Origin of the sequence: Tardiphaga sp. 839_C3_N1_4 (genome assembly GCF_051811045.1) — a bacterium.
Taxonomy (GTDB): domain Bacteria; phylum Pseudomonadota; class Alphaproteobacteria; order Rhizobiales; family Xanthobacteraceae; genus Tardiphaga.
In genome coordinates, this window is record NZ_JBPWQD010000001.1 from 2,739,534 (window position 1) to 2,755,322 (window position 15,789).

The 15,789-nt window shown below is 62.0% G+C and carries 16 protein-coding genes; 7 read left to right on the plus strand and 9 right to left on the minus strand.

All coding sequences use genetic code 11. The features are described 5' to 3' along the window. Nucleotides 1-46 precede the first annotated feature (46 nt). From AB8A38_RS13120 to AB8A38_RS13155, 8 genes are all read right to left on the minus strand, one after another. Entirely contained in the window at nt 47-892 is an 846-nt protein-coding gene (locus AB8A38_RS13120; RefSeq protein WP_439086251.1) for a shikimate dehydrogenase, read from the minus strand. A gap of 143 nt (nt 893-1,035) precedes the next feature. After that, nucleotides 1,036-2,781 (minus strand): SulP family inorganic anion transporter, encoded by a 1,746-nt coding sequence (locus AB8A38_RS13125; protein WP_439086252.1) that lies wholly within the window; start codon nt 2,779-2,781, stop codon nt 1,036-1,038. Nucleotides 2,782-2,836: 55 nt separating this feature from the next. Then, on the minus strand, nt 2,837-3,124 hold the full coding sequence (locus AB8A38_RS13130) for a helix-turn-helix domain-containing protein (RefSeq protein ID WP_315840868.1): 288 nt from the start codon (nt 3,122-3,124) through the stop codon (nt 2,837-2,839). Nucleotides 3,125-3,231: 107 nt separating this feature from the next. Then, on the minus strand, nt 3,232-3,738 hold the full coding sequence (locus tag AB8A38_RS13135; RefSeq protein ID WP_439086253.1) for a hypothetical protein: 507 nt from the start codon (nt 3,736-3,738) through the stop codon (nt 3,232-3,234). Between the two features lie 11 nt (nt 3,739-3,749). After that, nucleotides 3,750-5,813, minus strand: coding sequence for an elongation factor G (locus AB8A38_RS13140; protein ID WP_439086254.1), 2,064 nt, complete (start codon nt 5,811-5,813; stop codon nt 3,750-3,752). A gap of 196 nt (nt 5,814-6,009) precedes the next feature. Continuing rightward, on the minus strand, nt 6,010-6,480 hold the full coding sequence (locus tag AB8A38_RS13145) for a DUF992 domain-containing protein (protein ID WP_315840865.1): 471 nt from the start codon (nt 6,478-6,480) through the stop codon (nt 6,010-6,012). Nucleotides 6,481-6,681: 201 nt separating this feature from the next. After that, nucleotides 6,682-7,209, minus strand: coding sequence for a DUF992 domain-containing protein (locus AB8A38_RS13150; RefSeq protein ID WP_315840864.1), 528 nt, complete (start codon nt 7,207-7,209; stop codon nt 6,682-6,684). A gap of 119 nt (nt 7,210-7,328) precedes the next feature. Continuing rightward, entirely contained in the window at nt 7,329-8,531 is a 1,203-nt protein-coding gene (locus AB8A38_RS13155; RefSeq protein WP_068731379.1) for a pyridoxal phosphate-dependent aminotransferase, read from the minus strand. 217 nt (nt 8,532-8,748) lie between these two features. On the opposite strand from AB8A38_RS13155, the gene AB8A38_RS13160 reads away from it, so the two are divergent. The 4 genes from AB8A38_RS13160 to AB8A38_RS13175 all read left to right on the plus strand — a co-directional run bounded on the left by AB8A38_RS13160 (nt 8,749) and on the right by AB8A38_RS13175 (nt 12,394). Beyond that, nucleotides 8,749-9,999, plus strand: coding sequence for a glycosyltransferase family 87 protein (locus AB8A38_RS13160; RefSeq protein WP_439086255.1), 1,251 nt, complete (start codon nt 8,749-8,751; stop codon nt 9,997-9,999). 181 nt (nt 10,000-10,180) lie between these two features. Next, nucleotides 10,181-10,834 (plus strand): glutathione S-transferase family protein, encoded by a 654-nt coding sequence (locus tag AB8A38_RS13165; RefSeq protein ID WP_089261726.1) that lies wholly within the window; start codon nt 10,181-10,183, stop codon nt 10,832-10,834. Nucleotides 10,835-10,974: 140 nt separating this feature from the next. Further along, a complete protein-coding gene (locus AB8A38_RS13170) occupies nt 10,975-11,148 on the plus strand; it encodes a hypothetical protein (RefSeq protein WP_175367576.1) in 174 nt (57 codons plus the stop codon). A gap of 82 nt (nt 11,149-11,230) precedes the next feature. Then, a complete protein-coding gene (locus tag AB8A38_RS13175) occupies nt 11,231-12,394 on the plus strand; it encodes a PQQ-dependent sugar dehydrogenase (protein ID WP_439086256.1) in 1,164 nt (387 codons plus the stop codon). Between the two features lie 10 nt (nt 12,395-12,404). Here the strand turns inward: AB8A38_RS13175 and AB8A38_RS13180 are convergent, their stop codons facing one another. Continuing rightward, complete coding sequence (locus tag AB8A38_RS13180) at nt 12,405-12,761, minus strand: DMT family protein (protein WP_068731204.1); 357 nt, start codon at nt 12,759-12,761, stop codon at nt 12,405-12,407. Nucleotides 12,762-13,020: 259 nt separating this feature from the next. On the opposite strand from AB8A38_RS13180, the gene AB8A38_RS13185 reads away from it, so the two are divergent. The 3 genes from AB8A38_RS13185 (at nt 13,021) to AB8A38_RS13195 (ending at nt 15,682) form a co-directional block, all read left to right on the plus strand. Continuing rightward, nucleotides 13,021-13,563 (plus strand): PAS-domain containing protein, encoded by a 543-nt coding sequence (locus AB8A38_RS13185; RefSeq protein WP_439086257.1) that lies wholly within the window; start codon nt 13,021-13,023, stop codon nt 13,561-13,563. Between the two features lie 223 nt (nt 13,564-13,786). Further along, nucleotides 13,787-14,641 carry a lysophospholipid acyltransferase family protein gene (locus AB8A38_RS13190; protein WP_439086258.1) on the plus strand — a complete coding sequence of 285 codons (855 nt, stop codon included), beginning with the start codon at nt 13,787-13,789 and terminating at the stop codon, nt 14,639-14,641. 96 nt (nt 14,642-14,737) lie between these two features. Then, nucleotides 14,738-15,682: an aldo/keto reductase gene (locus AB8A38_RS13195; protein ID WP_439086259.1), complete on the plus strand. Its 945-nt coding sequence runs from the start codon at nt 14,738-14,740 to the stop codon at nt 15,680-15,682. The last annotated feature ends 107 nt before the right edge of the window (nt 15,683-15,789 follow it).

Below are 15,789 nucleotides of genomic sequence, written 5' to 3' on the forward strand. Positions count from 1 at the left end.
CCACCGCTGCAGATGGAAACCCCAAGGCCAAATGGCTATTCCCCGCTCACGCCACTGTGAGATCGGCCTCGACGAGGCGACGCAGTTCGGGCGTCACATCGGGGCGCTGCCCGAACCAGAGCTCAAAGCCGCGCACGGCCTGATACAGCAGCATGCCGAGACCGTCCGCGGTGCGGAGGCCCCGCGCGCGGGCGGCGGCGAGCAGCGGCGTATCGAGCGGCACGTAAACGAGATCGGCGACGACCGCCTGGTCAGGCAACAGATCGAGGTCGATGATCAATGGCGGCTGACCGCCCATGCCGAGCGACGTGGTGTTCACCAGCAAGGATGCGCGCGGCAACATGCTGGCGACATTCTCCCACGCCAGCGGCACCACCTGCGAACCGAATTGTGCGGCCATCGCCTCGGCGCGATCGAGACTGCGATTGGCGACATAGACGTGTTTGATTCCGCGCTCGAGCAATCCGAACACCACTGCACGCGACGAACCGCCCGCGCCGAGCACCAGCGCGTCATCGGCATGGTCCCAGTCGTGCGCGCAATGATCGAGATTGTCGATGAAGCCCTCGATATCCGTATTGGTCGCGCGCAGCGTACCGTGATCGTACCATAGCGTGTTGGCGGCCCCGACCGCGCGCGCGCGGCGATCCGGCGCGGTGAGTTTCAGCACGCGCTCCTTGTGCGGGATCGTCACGTTCGCGCCGATGTAACCATGCTTGGACAGGTTCATCACGAATTCGGCCACGCCTTCCGGTGGAATCGATTCGATACTGTAGCCGCCCGGAATATCCATGCTGCGCAGCCAGTGATGGTGGATCAGCGGCGAGCGCGAATGCGCGGCAGGCCAGCCGATCAAACAGGCGGCGCGGGGCTTGGTCTCGTTCGGCATCATCCATCCTTCGCTTCAAGCGGAAGCGTGCGTAGCATGAAAATCATGCAGGGGCTCTTAATCATCCGACAGTTTTGCGGCGCACAGCAAGTCCGACAACCCATGCAGACGATCAATATCGCAGCTGCGAGCAATTGCCGATGCCATCAGCGCAAGCTCGACGTCTCCTGGATCGCTGCAGCGCGTCGGGTCTTGATCTCGCTGACGGCCGCTGCAACATCCGCACGGTATTTGACCAGCGGCGGTCGCGCGCCGTGGGTCAGCAGCGCCCGGCGCACGCCCTGCGAGGTGCCGGTGAGAATCACGCGGACGCCCTGTCGCTTTGCCTTCTCGGCAATGCCCTTGATCGCGTTCGCAGCAGTGGAATCCAGGAAGGGGACCGCGGCAAAATCGATCACGAAAGCCTTGTGGCGATCCGAGAAGCCGTCGAGCACCGAACCAATGGTCGAGGCCGCGCCGAAGAAGAACGCACCGGTGATGCGATAGACCATCACATCCGGATCGCTCGCCAGTTTCGCATCGTATGGTGCGCGATCGCCATTGGCATCATCCGCGCGATCGGCAGCGACCAGCGGCCCATCAGCCTCTATCCCCGTGATCTCCGCCATGCGGTTGATGAACAGCACGGCGCCAAGCGCGAAGCCGACCAGGATGCCCTCGGTGAGATCGCGAAAAATCGTCAGCAGGAACGTCGCCAGCAGAACCAGCGCATCGCCCCATGACGAACGCAGCAGCGTGATGAACTCATGCTTCTCCGCCATATTCCACGCCACCACCGCCAGCACGGCGGCCAGCGACGCGAGCGGAATATAGCTCGCCAGCGGCGCTGCGATCAGAATGAACGCCAGCAGGAACACAGAATGCAGCATGCCCGAGAGCGGCCCATGCGCGCCGGCCCGGACATTGGTCGCGGTCCGCGCGATGGTGCCGGTCACGCAGATTCCTCCAAACAAGGCTGCGCAGATGTTGGCAACGCCTTGCGCCACCAATTCACAGTTCGACCGGTGCCGCCGCCCGGTCATGCCATCGGCAACAACCGCCGACAAAAGCGATTCGATGGCGCCGAGCAGCGCGAAGGCAATCGCATCGGGGAGGATGGCCTGCAATTTGGCGAGGGACATCGCGGGCAGCGTCGGCAACGGAAACGATTGCGGAATGCCCCCGAAGCGGGTGCCGATGGTTTCCACGGGCAGCGCCAACGAAGCTGCCGCGACGGCGCTCGCGACCACCGCGATCAGAATGCCGGGCCATGATGGCCGCAGCATCCTGAGTCCGACAATGATCACGAGCGAGACGACGGTAACGGCAACGGCCGCAGCGTTCACGGTCGGCAAAGCGGAACCCAGGGCCTCCAGCTTGGGAATGAGATCTCCTGGCTCCTTGCCAGTCAGCGTCAGACCCAACAGATCCCTGATCTGGCTGGCGAAGATGATGACGGCGATGCCGGCTGTGAAACCGACCGTGACCGGATAGGGAATGAACTTGATGTAGGTGCCGAGCCGGAGATAGCCCGCCGCCATCAGAAAAATGCCCGATATCATGGTGGCGAGGATCAGTCCGTCGATCCCATGGCGGCTCACGGTGGCAGCCACCAGCACGATGAAGGCGCCGGCCGGGCCACCGATCTGAAAACGGCTTCCACCCAGCGCAGACACCAGGAAGCCGCCGATCACAGCGGTGATGAGGCCACGATCCGGTGACGTCCCCGAGGCTATGGCAATCGCCATCGACAATGGAAGCGCGACGATTGCCACCGTCAAGCCGGACAAGATGTCGGCGCGCAGATCGGCGATGCCGTAGCCTTCGCGCAGTGCCGTGATCAATTTCGGCGTGAACAGTTCGGCGAAGGTCGGCTGATGCGACCCCCGCGCGCGATTTCTGGAAATGTCCATTCCCGACTCGCCCCTGTCACTCGCCGCGAATCTCGATCGAGGCCGCGGCCCGTTCTCAATCCGTCAGCTTTGGCTCTTCAAGTTTCGGTGGTGGACCGGGCTGTTTCAGCCTCACCCCTCGTCCGCCGGAATCGCTGCGAACGTTCTCGCCGATCAAATCGACGCCTGAGCGATCGAGGGCATCGACAACCTTGATCAGCGAATCCACCACTCCTCTGACGTTGCCATCACTCGCTTCCATGCGCTGAATCGTCGGCAGCGAGACGCCGGCCAGTTCCGCCAACCGCTTTTGATCGATCCCCAGCAACGCCCGCGCCGCGCGCATCTGAAACGATGTGATCAAGCTAATCTTCCTGTTTAGGGAGTCTTATATCAAATATAAAATGGCTTCAATGATGTTTAAAACATCATTGAAGCCGTTTGAAATTGGTATAGCCGGAAAACGTGCAGCTACGGACCGATCCCGGCCAGGTTCGCCACAAAATCATCCACGGCGGCTCGGTCACCGAACCTGATCTTCGCGTTCGGGAATTGCGCGAACAATGCCTGATGTCCGGCAAAGGATGTGGACGTCGTTCGCTGCCAGTAGTCCTCCGCCCATCCGAGAAAGTCGGCATGCTCCTCGGCTGCCGCGCCGCGCCAGGGGCCACGCGCACCAAGACTGTCGCGGCAGACCTGCGGACTCATATCGAGCCAGATCAGCGTCGTCGCACGCGCGAACGCGGCTTCGGCCAGCCAGCCATAGACGCCTTCGATGATCCAGCTCGGCTTGGCAGCAACGGCGGCAACCCGCTCCCTTGCTTCCTCCTCGTCGCGCTTCACTCCGACCCTGTCCAGCCAATGGATATGATCAAGATCCGTGCGTTCGCCACCGACGCGGCTTTCAAGCTGCCGCGCCAGCGTGCTTTTGCCCGAGCCGCTATTGCCGATGATCACAACCCGCGGTCCAAGCGTCATGGGCCACTGTACTAAGCCGCCACCCGATGCGCCGCAACGATCTGGTCGGCGGTGCGGCCCGAGACTTCGGCCATGTGGTCGAAGCTGCGGGTGAAGCTGCCGGCACCGGCAGTGGCCGATCGGAGTTCGACGATCAGGTCGCCGATCTCCGCTTCCGGCAACATCGCGCGCACCGTGTCCCAGCCCGGCCAGTTGTCCCGGGTGTCGAAACCGAGGATCTGGCCGCGCCGTCCAGACAGGATGGCGTTGACCTTGGCCGTGGCCTCGGTGGGACAGACGATCTCCACCGTATGGATCGGCTCCAGCAGCACCGGCTGGCATTGCGGCAGCGCCTCGGTGAAACCGATGCGGGCAGCCGTCCGGAACGCCTGATCGGAAGAATCGACGCTGTGATAGGACCCGTCGGTGAGCGTCACCTGCACGTCGATGACGGGGAAACCGAGCGGGCCACGCTGCAGCCCGTCGACGACGCCTTCCTGCACCGCGGGAATGTAGTTGCGCGGCACCGCGCCACCGACCACCTTTTCCTGGAATGCAAAGCCTTCGCCGCGCGGCAACGGGCCAATCTCCAGCACAACGTCGCCAAACTGGCCGTGACCGCCGGACTGCTTCTTGTGCCTGCCGCGCTGGGTGATCGGTTTGCGGATGGTCTCCTGATAGCCGATCACCGGCGCATGCGATTTGACGTTGATGCCGAAGCGTTCGTGCAGACGCTCCATCGCCACCCGCAGATGCATCTCGCCCTGCCCCCACAACACCACGTCATGGGTCTGCGCGTTATTGACCACCGCAAGTGACGGATCTTCCTCGGTCAGCCGCAACAGCGCCTGGCCGAGCTTGACGTCGTCCTTGCGATCGGCCGACGCCAGCGCCATAGCCAGCACCGGCGACGCAGCCACGACATTCACCAGAGGCGCCGGCGCGGTCTTGCCGGTCGAGATCGTGTCGCCGGTCCTGACATGATCGAGCTTGCCGAGCGCGACGGTCTCGCCCGCTTCGGCCGATGCGCGCTTGCTGTCATGTCCGCCGCTCGCCGCAAGAATGCCGGAGACACGGCCGCTTTCGCCGGACGAGGACAACAATGTTGCGCCATCATCGAGATGACCACTCAGCAAGCGCGCGTAAGACAGCTTGCCGCCATGCTGCAGATGGCTGCTCTTGAACACGTAACCGATCGCATCCTTGCTGTCGGCCACGCCGAGGCGCTTCGCCGTCTCGGCCACGCCGGGTGCCTCATGGCGTAGCGCCTTCATCAGCCGCAGCACGCCGTTCTCGCGCATCGCCGAGCCCAACAGCACCGGACAGATCAGGCCTTCGCGCAATTCGCGCGCGAGATCGTCGAACACGGCGTCGGCCGGCGGCGCGATGTCGTCAAGCAACTGCTCCATCAGCGCGTCGTCATGATCCGCAAGCTTCTCCAGCATGGAGAAACGCGCTTCCTTCTCGCGGTCGAGATCGCCGCCTTCGAGCTTGATGACCTCGGACGCCTTGTGCTCGCGATAGACGAAAGCGCGCTCCAGCGCGAGATCGACGAAACCGGCGACCAGGTCGCCGTTCCAGATCGGGATCTGCCGCAGCACCAGCGGCACGCGCGAGGCTGGCTGCAATGTGGCTAGCGTCTCGCGCACACGCTTGTGGGCGCGGTCGATCTTGTTGAGAAACAGAAATCTGGGAATGCCCAGGTCTTCGAGTTCACGCAGGATCAATTGCAGCTGCGGCAATTTTCGCGCATCTGCCTCGCAAACCACGATGGCTGCGTCGACGGCGGGCAATGCCGCGCGCATGTCATGTGCGAACTCCACCGAGCCCGGACAGTCGATGAATGTGTAGCTGTCCCCCATGAAAGTGGTAGTGGCCGCGGTGAGGCCGACGCCCATCTTGTGGGCTCTGGCTTCCGCATTGGCGTCGCCGATGCTGGTGCCGTTGTCGACACTGCCGGCCCGCGGGATCGCCCCGGTACGGGCCATGATCGCTTCAAGCAGTGTGGTTTTTCCGCTCTGGAAGGGGCCCACCAGCGCAATGCACCTTGCGGCATTGCCTTGTGGACCGCGGGGACTTCTCAGGTCTTGTCCCATTGCCGCCTCCTTGTCTGGAGCTCGGCCCGTGATTGGGTCGGCCATCGATGCTCGACCCGGTCCGGACATTTGGCAAGACGGAAACGTCGCTGCGATGCGGCAGGCACAATCAAATGTGGTGGGATCGCGATACGAAAAATCCGGCTCCGCATATGGCGAAGCCGGATTGGACGCGTTCAAGCGACCGTTGTGGCGATCAGCGGCCCGGGCGCAGTTCCAGGCTTTCGAGACCGGCGGCAACATTGAGACCGGTCGAACCCTGCAGGCTGAGCGGCTGCAGCGCGATCGAATTCTGCGAACCGCCCACCAGCACGTTGGCGCCGAGGCCGACACCGAACGAGGCTGAACCCTGTGCGCCGGCATAGTTGCCGGACAGATCGCCCTGACCGGCATAGTTCACCGGTGCGAACACGGCCCATGACAGTGCGGTTTCCTGGGTGATGCCGAGATCGATACCCACCTTACGGATGGTTGCGACATAAGGCTGATCCGGACGGCCGGTACCGGTAAGGACGCAGCCGAGATTGGTCACCGACCCAACGACGAAACCGACACTGGCGCCGCCGCGGCAATTCAGGACGCCGAGTTGAACGGGCTGCTGGGCTTGCGCGCTGAAGGCAACGAAGGTCGAGGCGGCAAGGCCGAGAAGGAGCGAAAGGCGGCTCATCGAGTGATCTCCGGGTGAACGGTGTGATGCAGGGATCCTTGACGCGGAGGCTTCAATCACATCCGCGTCAACTGAACTATCCATAGCCAATGATACCGCTCAATGACAGCGCCACGCATGTGGCGCGCGCAACAAAAAAGGCCCGCTCGCGCGGGCCTTTTCGTTAACCTTGCCGATCGCTTACACGATCGCAGCAATCACTTAGCGGTGGCTACGATGACCACGCTTGTGGCGACGATGACCGCTGACCGGACCGGTCGCTTCCAGTTCGAGCTGAACGATGCCGCTGGCGACGTTCAGACCGGTCTGGCCCTGCACCGAGATCGGCTGCAGCGAATAGGTGTTGCCCGGACCGCCAACGAGGAAGTTGCCGCCGAAACCGAGGCCAACCGATGCGTTGGTACCAACGCCGCCGTAGCTGCCGGCCAGTGCGCCGCGCGGCACGCGGGTGGTCGGAGCGAATGCAGCCCACTGCACCGTGGTGTTTTCGGTGAAGCCGAGATCAAGGCCGAAACGGCGGATGTTCGCGACGTAACCTTCGGCGCGGCCACCGGCGCTCTGGAAGACGCAATTGAGGTGCGCATTCGAACCGACCACGTAGCCGACGTTCTGGCCGCCACGGCACTCCAGCACGCCAACCTGAACGCTGCCAGGCTGCTGTGCATTTGCGGTCGCAACCGACGCCGCAAAGGCCACGGCCGTCAGGCCGAACATCTTGGAAAGTCGCATAGTGTTACTCCACCTTGGGGATTTTGATAGCGGGGGGACAAGAAGGAAGCGCCGTGTCGAAAACAAGGCGCTTCCTGGAATAAGCCCCGAAATCGTCAAAAGTTTCGGGGCAGGTTTTGTTACCGAAGATTTCCGCAGAAGCGCTGGATGCGCTTGCAGGCATCTTCGAGATCGGACGTTTTCGTCGCGTAGGAGATGCGGAATGCCGGGCCGAGGCCGAAGGCCGAACCCTGCACCACCGCCACGCCTTCGGTTTCCAACAGTTCTGTGACGAAGTCTTCGTCATTGGCAATAACCTTGCCCGAAGGCGCAGTCTTGCCGATGGTGCCGGCGCAGGACGGATAGACGTAGAACGCGCCTTCGGGACGCGGGCAGTTGATGCCCGAGGCCTGATTCAGCATTGCCACCACGAGATCGCGACGCTCCTTGAACACGGCATTGTTCTTCGGGATGAAGTCCTGCGGACCGTTGAGCGCTTCGACGGCTGCCCACTGCGCGATCGACGACGGGTTCGAGGTCGACTGCGACTGGATCGTCGCCATTGCCTTGATGAGCTCGGCGGGACCACCGGCGTAACCGATGCGCCAGCCGGTCATGCAGTAAGCCTTGGAGACGCCGTTCACGGTCAACGTGCGATTGAACAAAGACGGTTCGATCTGTGCCGGCGTGGTAAACTCGAAGTCGTCATAGACGAGGTGCTCATACATATCGTCGGTCATCACCCAAACGTGAGGATGCTTCACGAGGACATCGGTGAGTGCCTTGAGCTCCGACTTCTTGTAGGCGGCGCCCGTCGGGTTCGACGGCGAGCACAGGATGATCCACTTGGTTTTCGGCGTGATCGCCGCTTCCAGCGCGGAAGCCTGCAGCTTGAAGCCGAATTCTGCGGTGCAGACCACGGACACGGGCGTGCCGCCGGCCAACGCCACCATTTCCGGATAGCTCACCCAATACGGCGCCGGGATGATGACTTCGTCACCCGGGTTCAGCGTCGCCATCAGCGCGTTGTAGAGCACCTGCTTGCCGCCGGTGCCGACGATGATCTGGTTCGGCTTGTAGGTCAGGCCGTTCTCGCGCTGAAACTTGCCGATAATGGCTTCCTTCAGTTCGGGAATACCGTCCACGGCGGTGTACTTGGTCTTGCCGGCCTCGATGGCGTGAATCGCTGCCAACTTGATGTTCGCCGGGGTGTCGAAATCGGGCTCGCCCGAACCAAGGCCGATGACGTTGCGGCCGGCTGCTTTCAGCGCACGTGCTTTATCCGTCACCGCGATCGTCGCGGACGGCTTCACACGGTCGAGCGCAGCGGACAAAAACGACATCATCTTCTCCTGAGAAAGGTCGCGGACCCGCGGTCGGCGACGTCAAAATGGCTGATCCTGCTGGGATCGGCGCACCCTAGTGCGTGCGACGTTGCATCGCAAGAAGCTTGGGCAAAAACACATCTGGAAGTGATGCAATTCAGCAAGCGTTAAACGGGGGCCGGTAGCGTCAACCGCACGCCGCAATCGACGATTTGAGCCAAAATGCACCCTTAGAATGATCCGGATCTGGCAGCACATTGAAAGCGGCGCATGGCTGACCCTCGAACGCGTGCGGGCTTACAGCCTGATCGTGCTCGCTCTGGGCATATTGGCCGTCGCCGGCTGGATTGCGGTCTCGGATGGCGTGATCGACCGCAACGGCAAGCCGATCGGGACCGATTTCTCAAGCTTCTATACCGCGGGAGCGCTCGCCCTCGAGGGCAAAGCCCACGATAGTTATACGGTAGCGGCGCACTACGCGCGCCAGCAGCAACTTTTCGGCAGCGATACCCCCTATTACGCCTGGTTCTATCCGCCGATTTTTCTGCTGGTCGCAACTCCGCTGGCAATGCTCCCCTACCCGTTCGCGCTTGCTATCTGGCAGGGCGGCAGCTTCGTATTCTACCTGTTCGTGATCTCGGCGATCCTGAAACGAGCTGCCCTGCCTGATGCGGTCCATCGCTTGTGGCTCCCGGTAGCGATGGCGTTCCCAGCGGCATTCATCAATCTCGGTCATGGTCAGAACGGCTTTTTGACCGCGGGCCTGTTCGGCAGCGCCCTGCTCGCTCTTCCGCAGCGCCCTTATCTTGCAGGCATCCTGTTTGCGCTGATGGCCTACAAGCCGCAATTTGCCATTGTCATTCCGCTGGCGTTATTCGCGGCGGGCCAGTGGCGATGCATTGCTGCAGCAACCATCACCATCATCGCTCTCACGTGTATCGCGACCGCCTTGTTCGGCATCGACTGCTGGATCGCTTTCGCATCCGTTACCGAGACATCGCGTCAGCTCCTGCTCGAACAGGGACAGGTCGGATTCGAGAAACTGCAGAGCGCATTCGCGGCAATACGGATGTGGAGGGGAAATATCCTATCCGCGTATCTCGTCCAGGGCATCGTCTCGATCGCCGTGATTGCCAGCGCAGTCTGGGCGTGGCGCGTCGCACGTGACGCAAATCTCAAGGCCGCAATCCTGTTGATCGCAACCCTTCTCGCTTCGCCGCACGTGCTTGACTACGATCTGATGCTTCTCGGTCCAGCCATTGCATTCATGATCGTAACCGGCTTCAGCACAGGATTTCGCGATTATGAGATCAGCCTGCTCGCATTGACCTGGATCATGCCGCTGCTGACGCGCAGCATCGCCGGCGCCATCGAACTGCCGCTCGGCTTTCTGGTGATGGTCGTTTTCTATATCATCGTGGTGCGGCGCGCACTCGCTGATAACAGCACATCGCAGCACCTTCACACACAGATCGCGGCAGCGTGATCTTCCATTGCGGAATGCTGCCTGACATACATTTTTCTCAATCCAGACTGCCGCAGCCGTTTTCGACTTTTTCCATTCCTTGGGCCTTGCGACAGGCTCGCATCAGCATCATTGTCTAACCGCGATACGCGTTGGCCAATCGCGCAGTTGCCTTGACCTGAAATGAATTGAACATCTGCGAATGTACAAACTCTATTCGATGCAGCGCTCTGGCAATAGCTACAAGGTTCGCCTTGCGCTGGCGTTCCTGGACGCGCCTTATCGCGCCATCGAAGTGGACATTCTGCGCGGCGAGAGCCGTACCCCGGAATTTCTGGCCAAGAATCCCAGCGGCCAGGTGCCGCTGCTCGAGATTGCCGAAGGCCGCTATCTCGCCGAATCCAACGCCATCCTCTGGTATGTCGCCATCGGCACGTCTCTGGCGCCGGAATCGCGGATGGACCGTGCCGAAGCCATGCAGTGGATGTTCTTCGAGCAGCACGCGCTGGAGCCGAATCTCGGTGCTGCCTATTTCTGGCTATGCCTGGTGCGCGGTGGTCGCGACCTGCAGACCCACGCGCTGGAAGACTGGATGGAGCGGGGCTACGCCGCGCTGCAGGTGATGGAGAATCACCTCAAGATCCATGACTTCTTCGCCGCGGGCCAGCTGACCATCGCCGACATCGCGCTGTACGGTTACACCCACGTCGCCGAGAAGTGCGATTTCGACCTGTCCAGCTTTCCGTCGATCCGCCGCTGGCTGCGACTGGTGGAGACCCAGCCGGGCTTTATCTCCATGGACTGGCATCCGACATCGTCGGAATACGATACTTTGGACGTAGTCGCCGACGCTTAGGTCCTGAAATAGCGGGCATAGACGCCGTGAATGCCATTTTCCTGCCATAGTTACGGCCAATCCCGCCCAAATCTCGCCTGCCGCAGCTGCGAATTTGTAGCACGCGGGTGATTCGCCCGCGATTTGAAGGATTTACGGCCATGATACGGTCGCTTCGCGTGGGTGCAGGATTTCAGGCGCGCCCCACGTCCATCGCATCCACCCGGTTGACCCACGCCGTCGCGGCGTCGCTCGCGGTTGGTTGTCTGTCGCTCTGCGTCATTCTCGCCCTCACCGTGATGTCGATCCCGGTGGCGAGTGCGATGCCGCTCTGACGGTCCCCACAACTCATAAACACTCAGCCGCGATGCCGCGCATCGCTTATGCAACCTGCGACTCCGTGATGGAGCCATACCGATGAAAAGGCCCGTGATCTGGGTCACCGTCACGTTGACGGCGGCTATCGTCGTGACCGCGAGCCTTCTGATCGCCACGACCACCCGTGGCGAAAATACCTCGTTCGGCTCGTCGGCCGGCAGGCTCGAAGTACAGACCGTCGCCTGCGGCCTCGCTTATCCATGGGCACTGGCGTTCCTGCCCGAGGGCCGCATGCTCGTTATAGAACGGCCCGGTCGCATCCGTATCGTCTCGCCGCAGGGACAGTTGTCGCCTGCGGTGAAAGGCGTGCCCGAGGTGATGGCCGTCGGCCAGGGCGGTTTGCTCGATGTCATCACCGACAAGAACTACGCGCAGAACACCACGATCTACTTCTGCTACTCGGAACGTTCGGGCAGCGGCGGTCGCACCGCCGTGGCGCGCGGCAAGCTCATCGACGGCGCTGCGCCGCGCCTCGACGACATGAAGGTGATCTTTCGCCAGGACGGCCCGCTGTCGTCGGGCAATCACCACGGCTGCCGTATTGTTCAGGCGCCTGACAGCAACCTGTTTGTTACACTCGGCGAACACTATAGCGGCCGCGATCAGGCGCAGAGTCTCGATAATCATCTCGGCAAGCTGATCCGTATCGCGCCGGATGGATCTGTGCCGAAAGACAATCCATTTGTCGGCCGCGACGGTGCCAGGCCGGAGATCTGGAGCTACGGTCATCGCAACCAGCAAGGCCTCGCCATCAATCCGGCGACCGGTGAGTTGTGGGAGACCGAGCACGGGCCACGCGGCGGCGATGAAGTGAACATCATCGGCAAGGGCAAGAATTACGGCTGGCCGGTGATCGGCTACGGCATCGACTATTCCGGCGCGAAGATCCACGAAACCACGTCGAAGGCGGGCATGGAGCAACCCGTGAAATACTGGGTGCCGTCGATCGCCCCGTCCGGCATGACGTTCTATACCGGCGATCTCTTCCCGCGCTGGCGCGGCAGCCTGTTCACCGGCGCCCTGGCCGGCCAGATGCTGGTGCGGCTACAGCTCAACGGAAACACGGTCACGTCCGAAGAGCGCGTCCTGCAAAATCTCAACGAACGCATCCGCGACGTCCGGCAAGGACCGGACGGCGCACTGTGGCTGCTGACGGATAGTTCGGCAGGACGAATCTTGCGGATTACGCCAGCCGGGAAGTAAGCGGTCGCTGCTACGACCACTTGTGAAAAATGAAGAACGCCCCGAGCGCGATGAAGGCAAAGCCCAGCGCGTGATTCCAGCCGAGCGGCTCCTTCAGATACAGCACCGAAAATGCAGCAAACACGACCAGCGTGATGACTTCCTGCATCGTCTTGAGCTGGGCGGCATTGTAGACTTCGCTGCCCCAGCGGTTGGCGGGCACCGCCAGCCAGTATTCGAAGAAGGCAATGCCCCAGCTCACCATGATGACGAGGGGCAACGAGTGATCCTTGAATTTGAGATGGCCATACCAAGCGAAGGTCATGAAGATATTCGAGGCCAGCAGCATCAAAATCGGTAGCAGCAGCGGCGGAATGGTGAAGGGCATTCGATCGGGGTCCTTTTTAAATCCCGGCGCTAACATTCAGGGGCCGGCGCCGGTTCCGGGCATCGATAGCATTTGAAGCGAACAAGGGGAAAATGATGCCGGGCTCTTCACGCGCCGTTAGCTATACCGCCGGGAAATTGTGGGCCTTTTTGCAACCAGAGGCCAACCTGCGTTTCTTACCTTTGTACGGACACAGGTACAGCCGATGCAGTACGATTGGCGACTGATTCTCGATCCGGGAATTGAAACGGCGATCATTGTGATCGCAGCCGTTGGGATCACTTTGGCAATCCGCCTCTTTCGGCTGCGACGCGCGGCCCGGGCCCGCGAGAATGAGCAGCAAGCCACCGCCCAGCGCCTTTCGGCTGCGCTCGACCGGATCGATATCGGTATCGTGCTTCTCAATGCCGACACCCGCGCCGAATTCATCAACCGCGCCTTCCGCGACTACTTCACGCTCCCCGACGAGAAGGCCGACAGCAAGCCGCCGCTGATCGCGCTGATGTATCACGCGCGCGATATCCACGCTTACGCCCTCCCCGACGACGAAGTCGACAACTTCATCGCCAGGTGCGTCGAGATGATCCGCGCCGGCACTTCCACGCCGACGACGTTGCGCCTCTCCAATGGCCGGGTGCTGCGGCTGAGTTGCGCCGTGCTGCCCGATGGAGGGCGGATGCTGAGCTACACTCCGGTGACCGACCTCATTCGTCACACTGACGACCTCTCCGAGCGCGACTATTATCTGGCGCTGCGTGAGGGCGACGTGTTCGGCTCCCACCGGCTGGATGCAGCCGAATAGGGCGTAACGCCACCTGTGGATATCCCGGGTTGTCATGGCGATGTCACTCGCCCCGGCTAGGCTTCCCATGCAGCCGGTTGCTTCCCCCCGTCGCCAATCGGGTGCTTCCCCAGCGGTCTCCGTCAGTTGCCGCGCTGACCGGGACCGCTTCTTTTTGCCTTGGTTTCTTTTAATTCATGCAACTGACTTTGCCTGCGGAAGTCGGCCCCGGTATAACAAACCCATGATCCGTTTCGCCGCCGTCCTGCTCTCCTTGACCATGCTGACGCTGCTGCTGGCGCCGTTTCAGCTGATCGCACTGGCCTTCGGCCTGCGCTGGCAGCAGAGCATTCCGCATCTGTTTCACCGCGTGCTTTGCGCGCTGATCGGCGTGCGCATTCACGAGGTCGGCAAGCGGACGACGGACACGCCGGTATTGATCCTCTCCAATCACGTCTCATGGCTCGACATCATCATTATCGGCGCCAGGGCGCCCGTGGTGTTCGTCGCCAAAAGCGAAGTTGCCAAATGGCCGGTGTTCGGCTGGCTTGCCAAATTGCAGCGCACGATTTTTGTCGAGCGCGAACGCCGCCAGAAGACCGGCGCGACGGCGCAGGAAATCGGCGACCGCATGCTGTCCGGCGACGCGGTGGTCCTGTTCGCGGAGGGCACTTCCAGCGACGGCATGCGCGTGCTGCCGTTTCGCTCGGCACTGGTCGGCTCGGTGCATCACGCGCTCGGCGATTCCACGCATCACAAAGAGATCACGGTGCAACCGATGTCGATCGCCTATGTCGGCTTCGGTGGATTGCCGGTCGGCCGCGCCTTTCGCGAAAACGTGGCATGGTATGGCGACATAGATCTGATCCCGCATTTCATCGGCATCCTGTCGTCGGGCGCCATCGACGTCGTCGTAAGCTGGGGCGAGGCCGTCGCCTATGACATGTCCGCTGATCGCAAGACCATCACGCGTAACGCGGAAAACGCCGTGCGGCGCATGACATCCGCAGCCCTGCGCGCCGGCCCGCCGCGGAAGACCCCGACCGCCCTGCCCGCGCCCGACGCTCAACCGCCCGAGTCCGCGTCCGCCATCGCCTGAGCGCCCGCGCGACTGCCATGATGCAGAGCGTCTTGCTGCGCGACGAGGCCCGCGCCATAACCCTGGTCCGCGCTTCCCTCACAAGGCACACTCATCATGGAAATCCGCAATCTCGGCCGCTCCGGCCTTCGCGTCTCCGCCGTCGGTCTCGGCTGCAACAATTTCGGCCAGCGCACCGATCTGGAGACCGCGCGCAAGGTCATCCACAAGGCGATCGATCTCGGCATCACTTTGTTCGACACCGCCGACATCTATGCCGGCATGGGTGGCTCCGAGACGGTGCTGGGCGAAGTGCTGGGCGATCGCCGCAAGGACATCGTGCTGGCGACGAAATACGGCAAGCCAATGAGCAATGACGGCAGCAAGCAGGGCGCCTCGCGCCGCTACATCATGAGCGCCGTCGAAGCCAGCCTGAAGCGGTTGAAGACCGACTATATCGATCTGTATCAGCAGCACGATTACGATGCGCTGACGCCCATCGAGGAGACGCTGCGTACGCTCGACGACCTCGTCCGCCAGGGCAAGGTGCGCTATATCGGCAATTCCAACTTCCCGGCCTGGCGCATCGCCGAAGCCGAGATGGCCGCGCGCCAGATGGGCGTTGCACCCTTCGTGTCGTGCCAGGACGAATACAGTCTCGTCGTCCGCGACATCGAGAAGGACCTGCTGCCGGCCGCACAGCATTTCAATCTCGGCCTGCTGCCATTCTTCCCGCTCGCCGGCGGCATGCTGACCGGTAAATATGCCGGCCTGAAGAACGTCCCCGCCGATACGCGCTTCGGCAAGACCCCCTATATGCAGGAGCGCTATCTGAACCCGCGCAACATCGCCTTGGTCGATCAACTGCAGGCCTTCGTCAGCGCGCGCGGCCATTCGATGCTTGAGCTCGCCTTCTCGTGGCTCGCCGCCCGCCCGCAAGTCTCCAGCGTCATCGCCGGCGCATCATCGCCGGAGCAGATCGAGCAAAATGTGAAGGCGGCGCAGTGGAAGCTGACGGCGGAGGAGATGACGGAGATCGACGGGATTACGCTGGCAACGTAGCCCAGCAACGCGCATCACTACAATTTCTGTCATGGCCGGGCTTGTCCCGGCCATCCACGTCTTGACCACTGTCGATTTAGCAAAGGCGTGGATGCCCAGGACAAGCC